Source organism: Pseudarthrobacter kochi (assembly GCF_055412805.1).
Genome location: NZ_JBVAYV010000003.1, coordinates 145518 through 167452 on the forward strand (window position 1 = coordinate 145518; position 21935 = coordinate 167452).

20 protein-coding genes are annotated in these 21935 nt (G+C 67.5%); 6 read left to right on the plus strand and 14 right to left on the minus strand.

The window, feature by feature from the left end:
- Positions 1-153: 153 nt before the first annotated feature.
- From ACZY0Y_RS02860 to ACZY0Y_RS02890, 7 genes are all read right to left on the minus strand, one after another.
- Positions 154-987 (minus strand): HpcH/HpaI aldolase/citrate lyase family protein, encoded by an 834-nt coding sequence (locus ACZY0Y_RS02860; RefSeq protein WP_463880390.1) that lies wholly within the window; start codon positions 985-987, stop codon positions 154-156.
- Positions 984-1592 carry a MaoC family dehydratase gene (locus ACZY0Y_RS02865; RefSeq protein ID WP_463880387.1) on the minus strand — a complete coding sequence of 203 codons (609 nt, stop codon included), beginning with the start codon at positions 1590-1592 and terminating at the stop codon, positions 984-986. The genes ACZY0Y_RS02860 and ACZY0Y_RS02865 overlap by 4 nt, the downstream gene beginning before the upstream one ends.
- Complete coding sequence (locus ACZY0Y_RS02870; protein ID WP_463956735.1) at positions 1589-2350, minus strand: CoA transferase subunit B; 762 nt, start codon at positions 2348-2350, stop codon at positions 1589-1591. The genes ACZY0Y_RS02865 and ACZY0Y_RS02870 overlap by 4 nt, the downstream gene beginning before the upstream one ends.
- 3 nt (positions 2351-2353) lie before the next feature.
- Entirely contained in the window at positions 2354-3157 is an 804-nt protein-coding gene (locus ACZY0Y_RS02875) for a CoA transferase subunit A (protein ID WP_463956737.1), read from the minus strand.
- 39 nt (positions 3158-3196) lie between these two features.
- Positions 3197-4360: an acyl-CoA dehydrogenase family protein gene (locus ACZY0Y_RS02880; RefSeq protein ID WP_463880380.1), complete on the minus strand. Its 1164-nt coding sequence runs from the start codon at positions 4358-4360 to the stop codon at positions 3197-3199.
- 72 nt (positions 4361-4432) lie between these two features.
- Complete coding sequence (locus ACZY0Y_RS02885; RefSeq protein WP_463956738.1) at positions 4433-6664, minus strand: acetyl/propionyl/methylcrotonyl-CoA carboxylase subunit alpha; 2232 nt, start codon at positions 6662-6664, stop codon at positions 4433-4435.
- A 7-nt stretch (positions 6665-6671) separates the two neighbouring features.
- Positions 6672-8279, minus strand: coding sequence for a carboxyl transferase domain-containing protein (locus tag ACZY0Y_RS02890; RefSeq protein ID WP_024367543.1), 1608 nt, complete (start codon positions 8277-8279; stop codon positions 6672-6674).
- A 163-nt stretch (positions 8280-8442) separates the two neighbouring features.
- On the opposite strand from ACZY0Y_RS02890, the gene ACZY0Y_RS02895 reads away from it, so the two are divergent.
- Positions 8443-9105: an SACE_7040 family transcriptional regulator gene (locus ACZY0Y_RS02895; protein ID WP_463880374.1), complete on the plus strand. Its 663-nt coding sequence runs from the start codon at positions 8443-8445 to the stop codon at positions 9103-9105.
- A gap of 261 nt (positions 9106-9366) precedes the next feature.
- Here ACZY0Y_RS02895 and ACZY0Y_RS02900 read toward each other — a convergent pair whose 3' ends face one another.
- The 4 genes from ACZY0Y_RS02900 to pdhA all read right to left on the minus strand — a co-directional run bounded on the left by ACZY0Y_RS02900 (position 9367) and on the right by pdhA (position 14454).
- Positions 9367-9930, minus strand: a complete 564-nt coding sequence (locus tag ACZY0Y_RS02900) for a dihydrofolate reductase family protein (RefSeq protein WP_463956740.1) — start codon at positions 9928-9930, stop codon at positions 9367-9369.
- A 917-nt stretch (positions 9931-10847) separates the two neighbouring features.
- Positions 10848-12269 (minus strand): dihydrolipoamide acetyltransferase family protein, encoded by a 1422-nt coding sequence (locus ACZY0Y_RS02905; RefSeq protein WP_463956742.1) that lies wholly within the window; start codon positions 12267-12269, stop codon positions 10848-10850.
- Positions 12266-13276 (minus strand): alpha-ketoacid dehydrogenase subunit beta, encoded by a 1011-nt coding sequence (locus tag ACZY0Y_RS02910; RefSeq protein WP_463956744.1) that lies wholly within the window; start codon positions 13274-13276, stop codon positions 12266-12268. The genes ACZY0Y_RS02905 and ACZY0Y_RS02910 overlap by 4 nt, the downstream gene beginning before the upstream one ends.
- The gene (gene pdhA, locus ACZY0Y_RS02915; RefSeq protein WP_160666834.1) at positions 13276-14454 is read right to left on the minus strand and encodes a pyruvate dehydrogenase (acetyl-transferring) E1 component subunit alpha; all 1179 of its coding nucleotides are present in this window, start codon (positions 14452-14454) and stop codon (positions 13276-13278) included. Before pdhA ends, ACZY0Y_RS02910 begins: the two co-directional genes overlap by 1 nt.
- A 195-nt stretch (positions 14455-14649) precedes the next feature.
- Between pdhA and ACZY0Y_RS02920 the strand changes: the two genes are divergently transcribed.
- Entirely contained in the window at positions 14650-15123 is a 474-nt protein-coding gene (locus ACZY0Y_RS02920) for an Lrp/AsnC family transcriptional regulator (protein ID WP_024365699.1), read from the plus strand.
- Between the two features lie 83 nt (positions 15124-15206).
- On the opposite strand, the gene ACZY0Y_RS02925 is transcribed toward ACZY0Y_RS02920, so the two are convergent.
- Both ACZY0Y_RS02925 and ACZY0Y_RS02930 read right to left on the minus strand, forming a co-directional pair.
- On the minus strand, positions 15207-16823 hold the full coding sequence (locus tag ACZY0Y_RS02925) for a monocarboxylic acid transporter (RefSeq protein WP_463880360.1): 1617 nt from the start codon (positions 16821-16823) through the stop codon (positions 15207-15209).
- Positions 16820-17200: a DUF485 domain-containing protein gene (locus ACZY0Y_RS02930; protein ID WP_024365701.1), complete on the minus strand. Its 381-nt coding sequence runs from the start codon at positions 17198-17200 to the stop codon at positions 16820-16822. The genes ACZY0Y_RS02925 and ACZY0Y_RS02930 overlap by 4 nt, the downstream gene beginning before the upstream one ends.
- 241 nt (positions 17201-17441) lie before the next feature.
- Here ACZY0Y_RS02930 and ACZY0Y_RS02935 point away from each other — a divergent pair, with 241 nt between their 5' ends.
- From ACZY0Y_RS02935 to ACZY0Y_RS02950, 4 genes are read left to right on the plus strand one after another with little or no spacing between them, the layout of a single operon-like run.
- Positions 17442-18659: a sensor histidine kinase gene (locus tag ACZY0Y_RS02935; RefSeq protein WP_463880357.1), complete on the plus strand. Its 1218-nt coding sequence runs from the start codon at positions 17442-17444 to the stop codon at positions 18657-18659.
- A gap of 48 nt (positions 18660-18707) precedes the next feature.
- Positions 18708-19427 (plus strand): LytR/AlgR family response regulator transcription factor, encoded by a 720-nt coding sequence (locus ACZY0Y_RS02940; protein ID WP_463880354.1) that lies wholly within the window; start codon positions 18708-18710, stop codon positions 19425-19427.
- Entirely contained in the window at positions 19424-19816 is a 393-nt protein-coding gene (locus ACZY0Y_RS02945) for a DUF485 domain-containing protein (RefSeq protein ID WP_463880351.1), read from the plus strand. Before ACZY0Y_RS02940 ends, ACZY0Y_RS02945 begins: the two co-directional genes overlap by 4 nt.
- Before the next feature lie 7 nt (positions 19817-19823).
- Positions 19824-21290: a sodium/solute symporter gene (locus ACZY0Y_RS02950; RefSeq protein WP_463956745.1), complete on the plus strand. Its 1467-nt coding sequence runs from the start codon at positions 19824-19826 to the stop codon at positions 21288-21290.
- 6 nt (positions 21291-21296) lie between these two features.
- Here ACZY0Y_RS02950 and ACZY0Y_RS02955 read toward each other — a convergent pair whose 3' ends face one another.
- Positions 21297-21875 carry a DivIVA domain-containing protein gene (locus tag ACZY0Y_RS02955; RefSeq protein WP_463880346.1) on the minus strand — a complete coding sequence of 193 codons (579 nt, stop codon included), beginning with the start codon at positions 21873-21875 and terminating at the stop codon, positions 21297-21299.
- Between the last annotated feature and the right edge of the window lie 60 nt (positions 21876-21935).

Here is a 21935-nt window from a genome sequence, read left to right on the forward strand (position 1 = left end):
GCCGCTACCGGGCACCCATCTGACGCAAATGGCCGCTATGGGACACGTCAAAGCGGCCATTCGTGACGAATCGACGCAGTTCATCCCCGCAGGACGTCCCCACGTGCACCGACCAGACGCGCAGAGCCGCCAGGACCCCCAGACCTGCAGAGGCTACAGCCCCGCGCGGCGGAGCGTGGATTCGGCGTGCTTGAGGAGAGGGCCGTCGATCATCTTGCCGTTGAACTGAAACACGCCCGAGCCTGCCGCTGCGGCCGCGTCGAGCAGTTCGGTGGCTGCCGCGACCTCGGACTCGGTCGGCGCGTAAGCCCCGCGGACCACGGCCACCTGGTTCGGGTGGATGCAGGCCTTGGAGCCAAAACCCGAGGCGACGGCGTCACGGGATTCGACGGCGAGCCCTTCAAGGTCGGGGATGTTGACGTACACCGAATCGACGGCGTCCTTGCCGAATGCGCGGGCGGCCAGCAGCACCGAGGAGCGGGCGTGCAGGGCGACCGCGCGGTAGGCGCCGTCGTCCGTCCTGCTGGAGGTGCCGCCGAGCGAGGCGAGCAGGTCCTCGGCGCCCCACATCAGCCCGACGACGTTTGGCTCCGCGGCGATGGCGGCGGCATTGATGACCCCCAGCGCCGTCTCGCACAGCGCGATCACGCTGTAGCCCTCGAGCTCCCTCAGCTGGGCGGCACTTTCGGCTTTGGCCAGCATGATGTGCCGGTAGGGGGTGTGTTTGAGGCAGTGCAGGTCCTTCTCGAACTCCTCCGTGCCGGCCGGATTGATCCGGATGATGGTGCGGCTGGGGTCCAGCTCGGGGACGTCCCCGGTGGCGCCGAGCTGGGCGAGGATGGCGCCGCGGGCACGCTGTTTGTCCGCCGGCGCGACGGCGTCCTCGAGGTCCACGATCACGGCGTCGGCGCGCTCGGCGGCCTTCTGGTAGCGCTCGGGGCGGTCGGCAGGGCAAAACAGCAGGGCGGGGCCCATCAGGAAGCTCATGTGTCTATTCTGCCCTTTTGTGCCGGTTCTTTCCGGGCCGCGCTTGACCGCTGCAGGTTCTTTCCGGTCGCGTGTGCCTGCTGCGCAGCGGTGTGCGCGTCGCGTGTCCACATCAGGCAGCTGCGGGTGGCGAGGGCGACGACGTCGCCGTTCTGGTTCCGGCCGGTGTGCTTCATGGTGACAATCCCCTGGCCGGGCCGGGAGGAGGACAGCCGTTTCCCGGTCACGACAGTCTCGGTGTACAGCGTGTCGCCGTGGTACATGGGGTGCGGAAACGACACGTCCGTGAGCCCCAGCTGGGCGATGATGGTGCCCTGGGTCAGCTGCGGAACGGACTGCCCCACCACCGTGGCCAGGGTGAACATGGAGTTCATGAGGCGCTGGCCGAACGGCTGCTCCGCGCTCCAGGCGGCATCGAGGTGCAGGGCCTGGGTGTTCATGGTCATGGTGGTGAAGAGGACGTTGTCCGCCTCGGTCACGGTCCGGCCCGGCCGGTGCGCGTACACCACGTCCTCGTCGAGCTCGTCGAAGTAGAGTCCGCGCTGTTCAATGACCCGCGGTTCGTTGCCCCGGGGTCCAGTCGCGCGCAATGGTTCAGTCGTCATACGGTCAGTTCCTGGTCTTCCTCGAAAAGTTCGGCGCCGGTGGCTGCGGCCACGTCCTCGGCCGTCACGTTGGGGGCGAGTTCGCGCAGCACCAGCCGGGACTGTCCGGCGTCGGTCACGACGTCGATGACCGCAAGGTCCGTGATGATCCGGTCCACGCAGGCTTTGCCGGTCAGCGGCAGCGTGCACCGCTCCACGATCTTGGGCCGGCCGTTCCGGTCCACGTGCTCCATCATCACGACCACCTTCCTGGCGCCGAACACCAGGTCCATGGCACCGCCCATGCCTTTGACCATCTTGCCCGGGATCATCCAGTTGGCCAGGTCACCGTTCTGGGCCACTTCCATGGCACCGAGTACGGCGACATCCACATGCCCGCCGCGGATCATGCCGAAGGAGGTGGCGGAGTCGAAGAACGCGGCGCCTTTGTTGACCGTTACAGTCTCCTTGCCGGCATTGATCAGGTCCGGATCGACGGCGTCCTCCCCCGGGTACGGCCCGACGCCGAGGATGCCGTTCTCGGAGTGCAGGACCACCTCGACGCCGGCGGGGATGTAGTTGGGGATCAGGGTGGGCATTCCGATGCCGAGGTTGACGTACTGCCCGTTGTGCAGTTCCTGCGCCACCCGGGCAGCCAGTTCGTTGCGCGTCCAGCCCTTGCTCTCAACACCGGCGGGGTGCTCGACGGCGGCGGGCCGGTATTCGTGCCGGACCGCTTCCGGACGGGGCGGCGCACCCTGCAGGCTGTTGGATTCCATGGCCTAGGCTCCTGACTGGTCTGTTGTTGGGGCGGCAGGGCCGGCGGCGGACGTTGCAGCCAAGGCCACCGTCCGCTTCTCGATCCGCTTCTCGACGTCCGGGGCCAGCACCACGCGCTGGACGAAGATGCCGGGGATATGGACGTGTTCGGGGTCCAGGTCCCCCGGCTCCACGAGTTCCTCGACCTCGGCGATGGTGGTCCTTCCGGCCATGGCGCAGAGCGGGTTGAAGTTCATCGCGGTGGCGTGGAAGACGAGGTTGCCGTGGCGGTCGCCCTTCCAGGCGTGCACAAGGCCGAAATCGGGGGTCAGCGACTCCTCGAGGACGTAGTCGGCGCCGTTGAAGCTGCGCACCTCCTTCGCCGCGGAGGCGATCGCGATGCCGCCGTCGGCGTCGTACTTCTGCGGCAGGCCGCCGTCGGACACCTGGGTGCCGACGCCGGCCGGCGTGTAGAAGGCGGGAATGCCGGCCCCGCCGGCGCGCAGTTTCTCGGCCAGGGTGCCCTGCGGGGTGAGGACCACTTCGAGCTCGCCGGCGAGGTACTGGCGGGCGAATTCCTTGTTCTCCCCCACGTAGGAGCTGATGGTGCGGCGGATGCGGCCGTCCCTGAGCAGGATCCCGAGTCCCCAGTCGTCGACTCCGCAGTTGTTGCTCACGGTTTCCAGGTTCGTGGCGCCGCCCTGGTGCAGGGCTTCGATCAGGGCCACCGGAATGCCGCACAGGCCGAATCCGCCGACGGCGAGTGAGGCGCCGTCGCGGATGTCCGCGACGGCCTCCGCAGCGCTGGCAACAACTTTGTTAATCATCGTTGATCCTTCCCTCGACGGTTGCGGCCAGCGGGCCGGTCAGAGCCCCAGTTCGCGGGCGATCAGCATCAGCTGGACCTCCGTGGTGCCCTCGCCGACTTCAAGGATCTTGGAGTCGCGGTAGTGGCGTGCCACGGTGAATTCGTTGATGAAGCCATAGCCGCCGAACACCTGGGTGGCGTCCCGCGCGTTGTCCATGGCTGCCTCGCCTGCGACCATCTTAGCGATGGCCGCCTGCGTCTTGAACGGCTTGCCGGCGAGCATCCGGGCGGCGGCGTCGTAGTAGGCCAGGCGGGCGGTGTGGGCCCGTGCTTCCATCCGGGCGATCTTGAAGGCGATGGCCTGGTACTTGCCGATGTTCTGCCCGAACGCGCTGCGCTCCTTGGCGTATTTGACCGACTGGTCCACACACCCCTGGGCCGCGCCGACGGCGAGCGCGGCGATCGCGATCCGGCCCTCGTCGAGGATGGAGAGGAAGTTGGCGTAGCCGCGGCCCTGGGTGCCAAGCAGGTTGGCCTCGGGGACGTGGACGTTGTCCAGTGTCAGCGGGTGGGTGTCCGAGGCGTTCCAGCCGACCTTGTTGTAGGCCTTCTCGGCCTTGAAACCGGGGGTGTTGGTGGGCACCAGGATGGTGGAGATTTCCTTTTTGATGCTGCCGTCCGGGCGTTCCGACTGGCCGGTCACCGCGGTGACAGTGACGAGCCGGGTGATGTCGGTGCCGGAGTTGGTGATGAATTCCTTGTTGCCGTTGATGACCCACTCACCTCCGCCGAGCTTGGCGGTGGTCTTGGTTCCGCCGGCGTCGGAGCCTGCTTCCGGTTCGGTCAGGCCGAAGCCGGCGAGGGCCTTGCCGGAGGCCAGCAGCGGCAGCCACTCCTCCTTCTGGGCGGCGGTGCCGAAACGGTGGACCGGCATGGCGCCGAGGGAGACGCCAGCCTCCAGGGTGATCGCGACGGACTGGTCCACCCGGCCGAGCTGTTCCAGCGCCAGGGCGAGGGCGAAGTAGTCCCCGCCCATGCCGCCGACTTCCTCCGGGAACGGCAGGCCGAAGAGGCCCATGTCGGCCATCTGGGACACCACTTCGTAGGGGAAGCTGTGTTCCTCGTCGTGCTTGGCGGAGACCGGGGCCACCACTTCGTCGGCGAATGCTCGGACGGTGTTGCTGAGGTCCTGGTAATCCTCGCTGAGTTCAAAATCTGGCATGGTGACTCCTTTGTCTGTGCTGCTGTCGAAGATCTGTGTCGGGTGGTGGTCTGGTGCTGAAGCTGTTGAGTGCTACTCCGCCGCGCCCATGGCGATGACGGCTTCCGCGATGGTGTCCTCGGCTGCGTTGTCCGGCGGAGCCGGCGCCGTCGGGTGAACAGGGTGGATCGTGGCGAGGACCTGGTCCGCCTTCACGAGGTCGCCGGACGCGATGCTGATGTGCACGGTCCCGTCCAGCGGTGCCACGAGCTGGTGCTCCATCTTCATGGCCTCCACCGAGAGCAGGACCTGGCCGGCTGTCACGGCGTCGCCGTTTTCGACCGAGACGGACACCACGGTGCCGGGCATCGGCGACCGCACTGCCGGGTCGGCGGCGCCTTCCTCGCGTTCGACGGCGGCGAGCACCCGGGCGAGCTTGGTTTCACGGGTGAGCGGTTCGAGCCGGCAGGACCATCCCTCGTTGGCTACGAAGACGTACTGCGGATTCCCCTCCGGCGGGTAGTCCTCCCAGACGGCGCCCTGCGCGAACCGCTGTTCCCGTCCGTCGACTTCGAGGTACACGTCGACACCGGACAGCCCCAGGACCTTCACGTCGTGCACCGGGCCGTTGTTGACCCGGACGGCGGCGTGACCGAGATCCAAGTTGTTCAGCCAGGTCACGGCCACGGTGGCCAGCTCTCCGCCGGGAACACCGAAACTCATGGTCCAGGCCGCCGGTGTGCCCAGGCGCCAGCCACGGAGGGTGTCCCAGGGGGATCCCACCGTTGCCGGCCCTTCGGCCAGGACCCAGAAGGGCATGGCAGCGGCAATGAGCTCGGCATCGCCGGCGCGGCGGAACGTGAAGCCGGGCATCTTCCGTTCGATCAGGCCGGTGTCGAGACGGCCGGCCCGGACGTCGGCGTCGTTGATCAGCAGCCGCAGGTATTCGACGTTGGTGTCGATCCCCAGCGCGGTGTAGCGGGCTAGCGCCGTGTCGAGCTTATCCAGTGCCGCAGTGCGGTCTTTGCCCCAGGCAATGATTTTGGAAACCATGGGGTCATAGTCGCTGGAGATCTCGAGTCCCTGAACCAGACAGGAATCGATCCGGATGTCCGGATCCGCGAGGGCAGGTGTGATGGCATCCAGGTCGTCCATGGCGGTGAAGGTCTCGCCGCGTTCGTCCAGGAGCACCACCTCGCCGCCGGAGGGCAGGAAGTTGCGTTCCGGGATTTCCGCGTAGACCCGCGCCTCCACCGAGTGTCCGGTGAGCACGACGTCGTCCTGGCGGACGGCGAGTTCCTCGCCGGCGGCGATCCGGACCTGCCATTCGACGAGGTCGACGCCGGTCACCATTTCGGTGACGGGGTGCTCGACCTGCAGGCGGGTGTTCATCTCCATAAAGAAGAACTCGTCCGGGGCGTTGTCGGAGACGAGGAATTCCACGGTGCCGGCGCCGCTGTAGTTGACGCTGCGTGCGGCCTGGCACGCGGCCTCGCCGAGACGGGCCCGGATTTCCGCGCCGTCGGGCAGGGATTCCAGCAGCGGGGAGGGTGCCTCCTCGATGACCTTCTGGTGGCGGCGCTGCAGCGAGCACTCGCGCTCCCCGAGGTGGATGACGTTGCCGTGGTTGTCCGCCAGCACCTGGACTTCGATGTGCCGCGGGGTCAGGACGAGGCGTTCCAGGAACAGCGTGTCATCGCCAAAGGCGCTGGCCGCGACGCGCCGGGCGGTCACCAGGGTGGCCGCAAGATCCTCCGGGCGTTCCACGATGTGCATGCCCTTCCCGCCGCCGCCGGCGGAGGGCTTGATGAGCAGCGGGAAGCCGACGCCGGCCGCAGCCTCGATGAGCTGCGCGTCCGTCATACCCGGTTCGGCGATGCCCGGGACCACCGGGACGCCGTAGCCGGTCACGTGGTTCTTGGAACGGATCTTGTCGCCCATGACGTTCAGGGATTCGACGCCGGGGCCAATGAACGTGATACCGGCCTTTTCCAGGGCGCGGGCGAAGTCCACGTTCTCGCTCAGGAACCCGTAGCCGGGGTGCACGGCCTCGGCGCCGGTGTCGCGGCAGGCCTGGATGATGGCGTCGATCTTCAGGTAGCTCTCGGCGGCGGCGGCCGGGCCGATCCGCACGGCGGTGTCGGCCTCGCGCACGTGCCGGGCTCCGGCGTCGGCGTCGGAATAGACGGCCACCGAGCGGATACCGAGCGCGCGCAGGGTCCGGATCACGCGGCAGGCGATCTCGCCGCGGTTGGCGACCAGAACAGTGCCGAAGAGCGGGTTTCCGGCTGGTGCCGGATGCGAAGGGGTGGAAGGAATTGTCATGGCGGGCTCACATCCGGAAAAGGCCGAAGGAGGTCTCCGGCAGCGGGGTGCGGGAGACGACGTCGAGCGCCAGTCCCAGGACGGTGCGGGTGTCCGCGGGGTCGATGATGCCGTCGTCCCAGAGGCGGGCGGTGGAGTAGTAGGGGCTGCCCTGGTCCTCGTACTGCTGCTTGATCGGGGCCTTGAAGGCTTCCTCGTCCGCGGCGGACCATTCCTCGCCGCGGGCCTCGTACTGGTCACGTTTGACGGTGGCGAGCACGCTGGAGGCCTGGTTCCCGCCCATCACGGAGATTCGGGACGCCGGCCACATCCAGAGGAAGCGCGGCGAGTAGGCCCGCCCGCACATCGAGTAGTTGCCGGCGCCGAAGGACCCGCCGATCACCACGGTGAGCTTCGGGACGCGGGCGGTCGCGACGGCGGTGACCATCTTGGCGCCGTTCTTGGCGATGCCGCCCTGTTCGTAGTCCTTGCCGACCATAAAGCCGGAGAGGTTCTGCAGGAAGATCAGCGGGATGCCCCGCTGGTCGCAGAGTTCGATGAAGTGGGCGCCCTTGAGTGAGGATTCGCTGAACAGCACGCCGTTGTTCGCCACGATGCCCACCGGGTGGCCGTGCAGCTTCGCGAAGCCGGTCACCAGGGTGGTGCCGTAGTTTTTCTTGAATTCGTGGAAGCGGCTGCCGTCCACCAGCCGGGCGATGACCTCGCGCACGTCGTACTGGGCGTTCACGTCGGTGGGGACGGCGCCGTACAGCTCCTCCGGGTCCGCCAGGGGTTCGACGGCGGTGTCGATGTCCCAGGCGGGGGCAGCCGGCCGGGGCAGGGTGGAGACAATGTCGCGGACGATCTGAAGGGCATGCTCGTCGTTCTCGGCCAGGTGGTCGGTGACACCGGAGATCTTCGAGTGCACATCACCGCCGCCGAGTTCCTCGGCCGTGACGATCTCACCGATCGCGGCCTTCACGAGCGGCGGTCCGCCCAGGAAGATGGTGCCCTGGTTTCGGACAATCACGGTCTCATCGCTCATCGCAGGGACGTACGCGCCGCCGGCGGTGCACGAGCCCATCACCGAGGCGATCTGCGGGATCCGGGCCGCGGACATCTTGGCCTGGTTGAAGAAGATCCGGCCGAAGTGCTCCTTGTCCGGGAAGACCTCGTCCTGCTTGGGCAGGAACGCCCCGCCCGAGTCCACGAGGTAGATGCAGGGCAGCCGGTTTTCCAGGGCAATTTCCTGCGCCCGGAGGTGCTTCTTCACGGTCATCGGGTAGTAGGTGCCGCCCTTGACCGTGGCGTCGTTGGAGATGACCAGGACCTGGCGGCCGTGGACCAGGCCGATCCCGGCAATCACGCCGGCGCCGGGCGAGTCGTCGTCGTACATGCCGTTGGCTGCCAGCGGCGCGATTTCCAGGAAGGGGCTGCCGTCATCGAGCAGCTGGTCGATGCGTTCGCGGGGAAGGAGCTTGCCGCGGGCCACATGGCGTTCCCGCGACTTCTCCGGCCCGCCCAACGCGGCCGTGGCGAGGCGTTCCCTCAGCTCACGCGCCAGCCCCAGCTGGGCCTCGCGGTTCGCGGCGAAGGCGGCGCTCGTGGCGTCCACCTGGCTGGCGATTGTCTCCATTGACTGCTTCCGTTCCTGGCCTTCATGCTGGGGCCTGCAGTGCGCCCGCTCCAGCCACTTCGGTTAGTACCGCATAACTGAGATTTAGGTTAGTCTCTATTAACTGTGATGTCCAACACAAGGCCGCACAAATGATGGTTTTCTTGAGATGAGGCGTGTGCCGGTGACCGAACCCAGCGAGGCGAGCCGGACCGGCGCGCAGCTTGCAGCGACCCTGCCTCCGACGACCCAGCGCAGCCAGGCCAAGGAGAGCCGCCGCCAGGCGCTGCTGTCCTCGGCGGCCGCATTGTTCGCCGTCGACGGCTTCAACCGGGTGTCCCTGGAGGACCTCGGCGCCGCCGCCGGGGTCAGCGGCCCTGCGGTGTACCGGCATTTCGCTGGCAAGCAGGCCGTCCTCGGGGCGCTGCTGCTGAGTGTCAGCCGTGACCTGCTCGACGGCGGCCGGCACGTCATTGCCGATTCCGACGGCGCCGGGGTTGCCCTGCACCGGCTGGTTGGCTTCCACGTGGATTTCGCGCTCAGCAACCCCGACGTCATCCGGGTGCAGGACCAGGACTTCAGCAACCTCGCCGACGAGGACCAGGCCGAGGTCCGCACACTGCAGAGGAACTACGTGGAGCTCTGGGTCGAGGTCCTTGCCGGGCTGCATCCCGGGACCGAGGCCACCGAGCTCCGGATGCGCGCGCACGCCACCTTCGGCCTGATCAACTCCACCCCGCACTCGGTCCGCAGCCATGGACGGCAGATCGCGGTCAAACGGGCCCGGCCGCTGCTGCAGAGCATGGCGCTGGCGGCCCTGATGGCCCCGGCCGTTCCCGCCGGCTGACAGCACCCGCCCGGGCGGCGCGCTCGAAGGGCACTTTGGCACGGACAGCCTCCGGGCGGTACGCCTCGGCCGGCTCGGAGTTGGCGCGTTTGTTGTTCGCGGACTTCAATGTGTCGGTGGGCCATATTGTGGCGCAACCGTTTCTGTAGACGGCTGAGGTCGCCGGGGCGGTGCGCATGCACATTCCGGACTATCTGCTGGCCCCCGACGGCGGCCCGCTGGTGGTGGACGTACTTCCCCGACCGCGCGGAGGAATCGCGCTCAGCGCCTCGTCTCGTACCTGGTCAGGACCACCCCGCCGGGAAACGTCCGCGTCTCCACCAGGTTCAGGTTCACCCAGCTGTCCAGCGCGGTGAAGAACGGCGTGCCGCCGCCCACCAGGACTGGATGAGTCACGATCGTGTACTCGTCGATCAGCCCGGCCCGCATGGCCGCCCCGGCGAGCGTTGCACCACCAACCCTCATCGGCTGGCCGTCCCCGGCCTTGAGCCGGGTGATCTCCGCGACCGCGTCGCCGGTGACCAGACGGGTGTTCCAGTCGACCTTGTCGACCGTCGAGGAGAACACCACCTTCGGTGTGTCCCGCCAGTTCCGCGCGAACTCGATCTGGGCCGGGGTGGCGTTGGGCTGCTGGTCGCCGGTCGGCCAGTGGGAACTCATGGCCTCCCACAGCTTGCGCCCATACAGCAACAGGCCGATCGCCCGCTCCTGATCGAGCCACCACTGGAACAGCTCGTCGCTCGGTCCGCCCCAGCCGAGGTCGTCGCCGGGCGCGGCGACGTAGCCATCCAGTGTCAGATTCATGCCGTAGATCAGTTTCCGCATCGCGCCATGCCTTCCGTCCCGTAGTGGTCGAGGGCGTCATTGATCTCTGTCGTCCCGCACATGATCAGCAGCCTCCTGTCCCTCATGGAGCCACCGTAACTGCCAATGATCTGGATGCCATAGCCTCCGGTCAGCGTTTCAACTGAGCTGCCCGGTGAAGGATCCTTCACCGGAAACGGGCTGAGGGTGGAACCCCACTCTGTCCGGCATGATCGGGTGAATCTTGAGCAGCACGGGACGATGACCACGGCGATAGTCGAGGTATGACTGAGCACTTACCGTCCTGGCCGACCACACAACCGACCTACGGTTCAGTCGTTTTGCGCGAGTTCACCGACGACGACGTACATCTCGCCTTCGAGTTGGGGGACCGATCCTTACATCCCTCTCATTGGCAGCGTTCCGGCACTGCCCACGGAACAGCAGGCGCTGGAGTGGATCCCCCGGCAGCGCGGCCGGTTGACCGAAGGAAAAGGGCTGTCCTTCGCCATCGCCGATGCCACAGTCCGACAGCGCCGTCGGTGCCATCGGACTGTGGCTTCAGAACATGTCGGCCGGCCATGCGACGGTCGGCTACTCGGTTGCCGATGCGTCTGGTTTTCAGCGGGAGGGCTTACTCCGCAGCCACCAGGAGATTGGTGACGCGCGGCGCGACATGCTGCTCTACGCGACCACGCGACCTTGACCGCATTTTGGCTGTTGGTGTTCGTTTCTGCTCGGCCGGAGTGTCGCAGCAGGTTCCCTTTACGAACATGTAGTGGCCGTGCAGACGGCTTTGCACACTTCGTGCAGACGGCTCGGAAAATAGCCCCGCCCTATGCCCCGAACGGGGGCACCAGCATCAGATGGTGCCGCAGAAGAAGGCTGCCGGCCGCCCCCCGGAGAAGGGACAGCCGGCAGCCGTTCGCCCGGTGGTACTAGACCATGGCGAGGGCCATGCCCGGATCGGACAGGATGGCGCCGAGGTCCTGCAGGAACCGTGATCCCTGCTCGCCGTCGACCAGCCGGTGGTCAAAGGAGAGGCTGAGCGTCATGACCTGGCGCAGCGCCACCTCGTCCTGGTACTCCCACGGCATCTTCCGCACCGCACCGAGGGCCAGGATGGCGGCCTCCCCCGGGTTGAGGATGGGCGTGCCGGAATCAATGCCGAAGACGCCGATGTTCGTGATGGAAATCGTGCCGCCGGAAAGGTTGGCCGGGCTGGTCTTGCCGGCCCGTGCCGTGTCCGTCAGTTCGGTCAGCGCGGTGGAGAGCTCCAGCAGGGACATCCGGTCGGCGTCCTTGATGTTCGGCACGGTCAGCCCGCGCGGGGTGGCGGCCGCGATGCCCAGGTTCACGTAGTTGTACTGGACGATCTCCTGCCTGGCCTCGTCCCAGCGGGTGTTGAGCGTGGGGTGGTTGCGCAGGGCGATCAGCACGGCCTTGGACACCAGCGTCAGCGGCGTGAGCTTGTAGCCGGCAAACGCGCGGCTCGCCTTGAGCTTCGCCAGCAGCTCCATGGTCGGGGTGACGTCAATGGTCAGGAATTCCGTGACATGCGGAGCCGTGAAGGCGCTGGAGACCATGGCCGCGGCGGTGAACTTCCGCACGCCCTTGATCGGCGTCCGGGTTTCCCGCTCACCCTGCGCCGGAGCCTGGCCCTGGGCCGAAACACCGGCCAGGTCCCGGGGTGCCACCGGCAGGTCTCCCCCGACGACGAAGTTGTGGACGTCCTCGCGGGTGATGAGCCCGAATTCCCCGGTGCCGGTGACGGCAGCGAGGTCGACGCCGAGATCCTTGGCCAGCTTGCGCACCGGCGGCGTGGACCGCGGGCGTTCCGCCGAGTGCGGTGCCGGCCGGGTCTCTACAGGCCCGGCCACGGGAACCACTGGAGCAGCGGCGACCGTTTCGACGGCCGGGGCGGCGTGGACATGCTCGACGACGGCGGCGGCCGGCGCTGCCGACACGGCCGGGGCGGCGAAGCTGCGGGCGCGGCGGGCCGGACGGCCGGAGCCTTCCAGGACGGCGCCGTAGCCGACGAGGTTCGGCTCGCGCTTGGCGGGCGCGTCTGTGCCCCCACCTCCCGCGGTACCGGAACCGCCGTCGTCGCCCTCTACTTCGAAGGAGACGATCGGTTTGCCGACCTCCACCACGGTGCCGGGCTGTTCGTGCAGCGCGGTGATGACGCCGGCGAACGGCGAGGGGAGCTCGACGACGGCCTTGGCTGTTTCGACCTCCGCGATGATCTGGTTGAGCGCGACGGTATCCCCCACCGCGACCTTCCACGCGACGATTTCCGATTCAGTGAGACCTTCACCGAGGTCCGGCAACCTGAATTCCTTGATCATGGTGGCGCTCATCCTTCCAGCCCGCTCAGGGAGTTGGGGCGGCCCAGGGCGCGGTCGACGCCGTCGAGGATCCGGTCCAGGCCCGGCAGGTGGTGCATTTCAAGCTTTGAGTACGGGTAGGGGACGTCGAAGCCGGTCACCCGGACCGGGGCGGCCTCAAGGTGGTAGAAGCAGCGTTCGGTGATGCTGGCGGCCACCTCGGCGCCGATGCCGCCGGTCTGGGAGGCTTCATGCGTGATGACGAGCCGGCCGGTCTTCCGGACCGAGGCTTCCAGGGTCGCGAAGTCCAGCGGGGCGAGCGAGCGCAGGTCGATGACCTCGACCGACACACCCTCGTCGGCCGCGGCAAGGGCAGCGTCCCTGGCCGTCTTGACGAGAGGGCCATAGGCCACGAGCGTGACGTCCGTGCCTTCGGTGACAACGCGGGCCATCTCCATCGACAGGGCGGCGCTGAGGTCCAGGGTCTCGTCGACCTCGCCCTTGTCGTGGTAGCGGCGCTTGGGTTCGAAGTAGAGGACCGGATCGTCCGAGGCGATGGCCTGCTGGATCATGGTGTGCGCGTCCTGCGGGTTGGAGACGGAGATCACCCGCAGGCCCGAGGTGTGGGTGAAGTATGCCTCGGGTGATTCGGAGTGGTGCTCCGGGGAGCCGATGCCGCCGCCGAAGGGCACGCGGATGGTGATGGGCATCTTGACCGCACCCTGGGTACGGTAGTGCATCTTGGCGACCTGGCTGACGATCTGGTCGAACGCCGGGTAGATGAACCCGTCGAACTGGATCTCCACCACCGGGCGGTACCCGCGGTAGGCGAGGCCGACGGCGGTGCCCATGATGCCGGACTCGGCCAGCGGCGTGTCGACAACGCGGTGCTTGCCGAAGTCCTTTTGCAGGCCGTCGGTGATGCGGAAGACGCCGCCGAGGGCGCCGATGTCCTCGCCCATGAGGATCACTTTGGGGTCGTTTTCGAGGGACTTGCGCAGGCCCGAATTGATGGCTCGGGCAAAGGTCATCTGCGTCATCAGCGTGCACCTTCTTCAGAAGCGGCTTCTGCGGGATCGCCGAAGGAAGCCAGGTAGCGGGAATAGTGGTCCTGCTGGCGGTCCAGCGGGGAATGGGGTGTGCTGTAGACGTGCTTGAAGATGTCCATCGGCGCCGGCTCGGGCATGTTGATGGTGCCGGCCCGCAGCGCCTTGGCGACGGCGTCGGCTTTGGCTGCGACAGCGGCTTCGAGTTCCGCCGTGAGCAGTCCCTTGCGTTCGAGCAGTGACTTCAGCCGTGCGATCGGGTCCTTGGCGGCCCAGTCCTCAAGCTCGTTCGCGTCGCGGTATCGGGTGGGGTCATCCGCCGTCGTGTGCGGACCCATACGGTAGGTGACGGCCTCGATGAAAGTGGGGCCGCCGCCGTGGCGGGCCCGGTCGGTGGCGATGCGGGTTGCTGCCATCACGGCCAGGACGTCATTGCCGTCGACGCGCATGCTGGGGATCCCGAAGCCGGCCGCGCGGTCCGCGATCTGGATGTGGGACTGCAGCCGGACGGGCTCGGAAATGGCCCAGTGGTTGTTCTGGCAGAAGAAGACCACCGGGGACTGGAAGCTGGCGGCGAACACCAGGGCCTCGTTGACATCGCCCTCGCTCGTCGCGCCGTCGCCGAAATAGGCCACGGCGACCGAGTCGGCGCCGTCGTTCTGGATTCCCATGGCGTAGCCGGTGGCGTGCAGGGTCTGGGCGCCGATGATGATCTGCTGTGTGGCGACGTTGACCGTGTAGGGGTCCCACCCGGCCAGGGCGTTGCCCCGCCAGGCTTTGACGATGTCCTCCGGGTTGACCCCGCGGCAGTAGGCGACGCCGTTGTCGCGGTAGCTGGGGAAGACGAAGTCGTCGTCGCGAAGGGCCCGGGCCGAGCCGATCTGGGACGCTTCCTGGCCCAGGAGCGGCGGCCAGAGGGCGAGTTCGCCCTGCCGCTGCAGGGCGGTGGCCTCGGCGTCGATCCGGCGGATGACCACCATGTCCTCGTAGAGCGCGCCCAGCTGTTCGTCACTGACGTCCTGGACCCAGGGGTCGAACTCCGGATGGCTTACGCGTTCACCCCCGGGGGTGATGAGTTGGACGAGGTCCCCGCCCGACCGCCTGTTTGATTCTGCACTGTTTCCGGGGCCCCCGGCGGAAATGCCGCCCTTGCCCGCGTCGTCGGTAAACACAGTTGTCCGCACCTTCTGACGTCGTCTGACCGGTGCTCGCAGGACTCGTGATCCCGGTGCGCGCCGGCCGCCCGGGCGCCGTTGCCCCGGATATCTGTGACCCTACTCACAATGCCCATTGGGTACAACCACCTCCGAATAAGTTGAGCATTCTGCACTGTCTGGCCTCGGTGGACCGTGCTAATCTTGCGCATTATGCAACCCTTGGATGGCACCGACACCCGCCTCCTTTCGGCCATGGCCGGGGACCCCCGGCGGACCGTGGTTGCGCTGGCCCAGAAGCTGGGTTTGTCACGGAATACCGTGCAGGCCCGGATGGCGCAGCTGGAGAAAAAACACGTCTTCCTGTCCTTTGAGCGCCGCATCAATCCGGCCTCGCTGGGCTACCCGCTGATGGCGTTCATCTCGGTGCACGTGCAGCAGCAAAAGCTCGGCAAGCTGGCGGTGGAGCTGGCTGATATCCCGGAGATCCTGGAGGGCTACGGCCTCACCGGCTCGGCGGACCTGCTGCTCCGGGTGGTGGCGCTCGACGCCGAGGACCTGTTCCGGATCAACGGCAAGATCCTGGCCTGCGACGGCGTGGACCGGACGGATACGGCCCTGGCCATGAGTGAAATGATCCCGTTCCGGATCCAGCCGCTGCTGGAACGCGGCTCCGCCGAAGGTTAACGCCCAAGAGCGCATTCCCCCCCGTCTGTCTCCGCGGGCCCTCCTGCGCTCTGTCAGCCGGCGGTAATCACCGGCGGTTGAGCCTAGTGGTCGGTGGCCTTCTCGGCGCCCACACCCGTGAGGGAACGGACTTCCATTTCGGCCTGCTTGGTGGTGTCTTCCAGCTTCTTGTCCAGCACCGAACCGAGCCAGCCCAGCAGGAACGCGAGCGGGATGGAGACGATGCCGGGGTTGCTGAGCGGGAAGATCGCGAAGTTGGCGCCCGGGATCATTGACGTCTTGGCTCCGGAGACCACCGGGGACAGGGCGATCAGGATGATTGCCGAGCCCAGACCGCCGTACATGCTCCAGATGGCGCCCTGGGTGGTGAACTTGCGCCAGAACAGCGAGTACACGATGGTGGGCAGGTTGGCCGAGGCCGCCACGGCGAAGGCCAGCGCCACGAGGAACGCGACGTTCTGGCCGTTGGCGAAGATACCGCCCACAATGGCCAGCAGGCCGATGACGACCACGGTGCGCCGCGCCACCTTAACCTCGGTGCCGGCGTCGGCCTTGCCCTTGGCGATGACGCTGGCATAGATGTCGTGGGCAAACGACGCCGCCGCCGTGATGGTGAGGCCGGCGACGACGGCCAGGATGGTGGCGAAGGCCACGGCCGAGATGAAGCCGAGCAACAGCGGGCCACCGAGGTGGAAGGCCAGCAGCGGTGCGGCGGAGTTGACGCCGCCCGGGGCGGCCTTGATGGTGTCCGCGCCCACCAGGGCCGCAGCGCCGAAGCCCAGGACCAGGGTGAACAGGTAGAACACGCCGATCAGCCAGATGGACCAGACCACGGACTTGCGGGCTTCCTTGGCGGTCGGAACCGTGTAGAAGCGCATCAGTACGTGGGGCAGGGCCGCGGTGCCAAGCACGAGGGCCAGGGCCAGGGACATGAAGTCGATCTTGGAGGTTTCAGTCTTGCCGTACTGCAGGCCCGGGTTCAGGAGGTTCGGGTTGCCCGAGGTTTCCACCGCGCCGCCCAGCAGTGCGGAGAGGTTGAAGCCGAAGATGGCGAGGACCCAGAGGGTCATCACAGCGGCACCGGCAATCAGGAGCACGGCCTTGATGATCTGGACCCAGGTAGTGCCCTTCATGCCGCCGATCAGTACATACATGATCATCAGGGCGCCAACGACGACGATGACCAGCGCCTGTCCGCCCCAGTCGCTGATGCCCAGGAGCAGGGAGATCAGGGTGCCGGCTCCGGCCATCTGGGCCAGGAGGTAGAAGAAGCAGACCACAAGGGTGGAGATGGCCGCCGCGATGCGCACGGGCCGCTGCTTGAGCCGGAAGGAGAGCACATCGGCCATGGTGAACTTGCCGGTGTTGCGGAGCAGTTCGGCCACCAGCAACAGGGCAACGAGCCAGGCGACCAGGAAGCCGATGGAGTACATAAAGCCGTCGTAGCCGTTGATGGCAATGGCGCCGGTGATCCCCAGGAACGAGGCCGCCGACAGGTAGTCGCCTGCGATGGCGGTGCCGTTCTGGGATCCGGTGAAGGACCGTCCGGCGGCGTAGTAGTCGGCGGCCGTCTTGTTGTTCTTGCTTGCCTTGACCACGATGACCATGGTGATCGCCACGAACAGGGCGAAGATGCCCATGTTCAGCAGGGTGGTGTCCTTGAGATCCGCAACGTTGACTGCGGGAACCATAAGCGTCATTTTTCTACCCCGGTGATCTGGTTGCCGTGCTTATCGAATTCGTGGCCTTCGATTTCGTGGCGGATTTCCGCTGCGATCGGGTCAAGCTTCCGGTTCGAGTAGCTGACGTACCAGCCGGTGATGGCAAACGTGGTCACGAACTGAAGCAGGCCCATGATCAGGCCAACGTTGATGTTGCCCCAGACCTTGGTGGACATGAAATCCACCGCATAATCGGCCAGCAGGACATAAGCGAAGTACCAGAGCAGGAATGCAATGGCCATCGGAAAGACAAAGCTGCGGTGACGCTTGCGCAGTTCCTGGAACCGCGGCGTCGACTGGACTTCCTTGAAGTCCACGGCCGCCGTAGCGTCCGTTTCTTGGGCTTCGTGACCCATCGTTCCTCCTCATTGAGAGATTTGAGTCCACACCGGCTGCCCTGGCCTGCTCCGAACAGCCCTCCGGCCAATGTGACTGCAATCACTGTCTCCCGTGATGCGCCTTACAATCCACAACCGCCGTACCCTGCGTCGCTCAACGGTCGGGATGCTGCGCTCAACGGCACGATCCGTGGAACCGGCGCAGCCGCCGGGAGCCCCGTCGGCCCCGGCCGGGCAGGTGCCGCGATACGCTGGGCCCATGCCCGACTCTCCCCTGTTCATCGCCGCCGCCATCGCCGTGATCGCGGCGGCGATCGCCGTCGTCGTCGCCGTCGGGCTCAAGGTGCTCCGCTCGTTCCGGGAGCTTGGCACCGACGCGGAACGGGCCACCTACAAAACGCTGCACGCGGCGTCGCGCGCCGGCCAGCACCTGCGCACCGGGCTTAATCCTGCCGGCGCCGCCAAGGCCAGCCGGCAGCTGCGCAGCCTGCTGGGCTGCGACGCGCTGGCCATCACCGACACCACCGGTGTCCTCGCCTGGGACGGCGCCGGGGAAGAGCTTAAGCCGCTGCTGATGGAGCTCGCGTCCGGGGTGCTCGACGGCGGCCACACCGCCGTCATCCCGGCCGGCGAAGTGCAGGAACTCGCCGGGGCGAAGGGCTCCGTGGCGACCCGCCCGGACGTGGAACGCGCCGCGGTGATCGCGCCGATCAGGGCCGGGACCCGGGTGGTGGGCGTCGTGGCCGCCTTTGCCCCGGCGGCTGGCGCCGGGTTGGTCCGGGCCACCAGCGAGGTGGCCGACTGGGTGGCGGCGCAGGTGGAGCTGGCCGAACTCGACGCGTCCCGCACCCTCCTGATGGAGGCCGAGGTGCGCGCGCTCCGGGCCCAGATCAGTCCGCACTTCATCTACAACTCGCTGAACGCGATCGCATCCTTCATCAATACGGACCCCGTCCGGGCCCGGGAACTTGTGGTGGAGTTCGCCGACTTCACCCGCTATTCCTTCCGCCGGCACGGTGACTTCACGACCCTCGCCGAGGAACTGCGCTGCATCGACCGCTACCTGCTGCTGGAACGCGCCCGGTTCGGGGACCGCGTCCAGGTGAGCCTGCGGATCGCCCCGGAGGTGCTCAGCACCGTCATCCCCTTCCTGAGCCTGCAGCCGCTGGTGGAAAACGCGGTCCGGCACGGCCTCGAGGCCAAGGAGGGTCCCGGACACATCTCCATCACGGCGAATGACTCCGGAGCGTTTGCCGAGGTGAGAATCGAGGACGACGGCGTCGGCATGGATCCGGAACAGCTGCGGGCCGTCCTCGCCGGACACGGCGACGGCGACCACGTCGGGCTGCGCAACGTCGACGCCCGGCTGCGGCAGGTCTACGGCGACGACAACGGACTGGTGATCGAGACGGCGCCCGGGGAAGGCACCCTCATTACGATGCGGGTCCCCAAGTCTCAGCCCCGCCACGATGCCTGACCCGATGCCCGGTAGGGGCCAAAATGCCTGCGGCAGTAGTCTTGAACCATGATTAACGTCCTCGTCGCCGACGACGAGCTGCCCGCTGTTGAGGAACTGGCCTTCCTGCTCGGCCGGGACGACCGGATCGGCACCATCCACCGCGCGTCCTCCGGGGCCGAGGCCCTGCGCGCCCTCGAGGCCGGGGATGTCGACGCCGTCTTCCTCGACATCCACATGCCCGCGCTCTCCGGCCTCGACATTGCCCGCGTCATCGCGCGCAGCAGCAAGCCTCCCGCGGTTGTGTTCGTCACGGCCGATGAGGACTGCGCCCTCGAAGCCTTCGAACTGGCTGCCGTGGACTATTTGCTGAAACCCGTCCGTGCCGAGCGGCTGGCCAAGTCGATTGGCAGGATCAGCGAGCTGCTCAAGGACGGCGCCCCGCGGCCGGAAATGATCACCGTGGACCTTGGCGGCACCACGAAGATGATCCGCCGCGACGACGTGACCTACGTCCAGGCCCAGGGCGACTACGCCCGGCTCCACACCGCGGACGCAAGCTACCTCATCCGCGTTCCGCTGGCGGACCTGGAACAGCAATGGGCCGAGGCCGGGTTCCTCCGCATCCACCGTTCCTACCTCATCGCGCTGAACCATGTCAGCCACATGAAGCTCGCTGCCGCCCGGCCCAGCGTCACCGTGGCGGGGGCCGAACTGCCCATCAGCCGGCGGCACCTGCCCTCCGTGCGGGAGAAGCTCGAGGCGACCCGGATCCGGCCGCAGGCATGACCCGGGTCCGCGTCACCGCACCGCGCAGTGTTACGGCGCGCAGCATGACACCGGCAAGCGCCGTGCTGCCGGCCGCGCGGTCGGCCGCCGACTCGCGCGACGCCGCGGAGGAGTCCGACGCCGGCCAGGTGTTTGTCCGCTCGCTGATCCGCTCGCAGCTGCGGCTTGCGGTGGTGGTGGCCGCGGGATTCCTGCTGATCCTGGTTGCGTTCCCGCTTATGCTGGGCCTGGTCCCCGGCCTCGCGGAGTCAACGATTGTGGGCCTGCCCTTCGACTGGGTCCTGCTGGGCGCCGGGATCTATCCGGTGATCGGGCTCAGCGCCTGGCTGTACATCCGCACGGCGGCCCGGAACGAGGCCCGCTACCGGGATCTCGTCGGGGACAAGTGAGGCGCCCGTGAACCCGGTCGTCGGCATCGCGGCGTTCGCCGCCGTCTCGCTGGCCACTGCCGTCATCGGCTTCTACGGGCTGCGGATCTCGCGCACCACCGGGGATTTCTATGTGGCTTCCCGGACGGTCCGGCCCTGGTGGAACGCCTCGGCGATCGGCGGTGAATACCTTTCGGCGGCGAGCTTTCTCGGCGTCGCCGGCCTCATCCTGCTCTCCGGTACGGACGCCCTGTGGTTCCCGGTGGGTTACACGGCCGGCTACCTGATGCTGCTGCTGTTCGTCGCCGCCCCTCTCCGCCGCTCCGGCGCCTACACCATCCCCGACTTCACCGAAGCGCGGCTCGACTCCCGGGTGGCCCGCAGCGTCACGAGCATCGTCGTGGTGATGGTCGGCTGGCTCTACATAGTCCCGCAACTGCACGGCGCAGCACTGGCCATCCGGATCACCACCGGGCTGCCGGCGTGGGTGGGGATGGTGGCGGTGGTCGCCGTCGTCTGCGTCACCGTGGTGTCGGGCGGGATGCGGTCCATTACCTTTGTCCAGGCGTTCCAGTACTGGCTGAAACTGACAGCGCTGGCCGTGCCGATCCTGTTCATCGTCTTCACGCTGGCCGGGTCCGGGACTCCCGCCGTGGCGGCGGCGTCGGTGAACCCCACGGGTGCGGCTCCGGCCGGGCTTTACCAAAACATTTCCCTTCTGGTGGCGCTGCTGTTCGGGACGCTCGGGCTGCCGCACGTCCTGGTGCGCTTCTACACGAACCCGGACGGGCAGTCGGCGCGCCGGACCACCCTGATCGTCCTGGGCCTGCTGTCGGTGTTCTACCTGTTCCCGACGGCCTACGGGCTGATCGGCCGGATGTTCGCCCCCGGACTGGCGCAGAGCGGGCAGGCCGATGCGCTGGTGCTGCTGCTTCCCGGAGAGCTGGTGGGCGGGATGGCCGGGGACCTGCTGTCCGCCCTGGTGGTGGCCGGGGCGTTTGCCGCATTCCTGTCCACAACCTCGGGGCTGGTGGTCTCGCTCGCCGGGGTGATCAGCCAGGACCTCTTCGGCGGCAGTGTGAAAGGCTTCCGCCGGGCGGCCGTGATCTCGGCGGTGGTGCCGCTGGGAATAGCGTCCATGACGGGGTCGCTGGCGCTGGCAGGCAGCGTGGGGATGGTGTTTGCCTTCACCGCGTCCACGCTCTGCCCGGTGCTACTGCTGGGCATCTGGTGGCGCGGGCTGACCGATGCCGGGGCGGTCGCCGGCATGGCGACGGGGGCCGTGTTGTGCGGCGGGGCGATGGTGGCCGGGGCTGTACTGGGTGCAGGCGGCACCGCGCCGTGGCTGGCACAGCCGGCGGCCTGGACGGTGCCGGCCGCCTTTACCGTGATGGTCCTGGTCTCCCGGGCCACCCGGGCGCGCGTTCCGCGGACCATCACCCGGCTCATGACGCGTCTGCACACCCCGGAACGGCCGCTCGTCACCGAGCGCTAAGGGCGGTCAGTCGATGGCGGCCATGAGCTCAACGACGCGGTCCAGGAAGGCGTCCACCTGGTTTTCCTCGTAGCCGTCCTTGCCGACGGCGGGGCGGAAGACCGCGCGGCGGACATTGTCCACGCTGAGCGGCTTGTCCTCTTCGAGGTAGCCGATCAGCTCGTGGCAGAGGTCATCCACGTCCGTGGTGTTGTAGCTGCGGGCTTTGGCCTTGGCAGGGCGCCGGAAGCGCTGGCCGTCGGGGCGGTGCAGCCGTCCGCGGAGCAGGCCGGCGAGCCGGCCGATCTCGCGGAGCCATGCTTCCTCGCCCCGTTCGGCGACGAGCCCGTCGCGTTCCCGCAGGGCGAGGGCGTCCTCGAGCCGGTCCAGGGCCGCGTCCACGCCGGCCGCTGCATAGCCGCCTTTGACGGGGTCGAAGGCGACTGCCCTGACGTCCGCGCTCTTGACCGGGCGGCCGGCGGACTTGGGCGATTCGAAGGAGACGCGTGCGCGCTGCATGAACTGGTCGACCTGCTTGGCGTTGTAGCCGTACTGGTTCCGCTGCACGCGGTCAAAGGAAGCAGGAATCTGCCGTTGAATGTCCACTGTAACTTTTGTTTCCTTCAATGCCGTTCGGCTGGTTTGCCCGGCACCATTCTAGGGGCC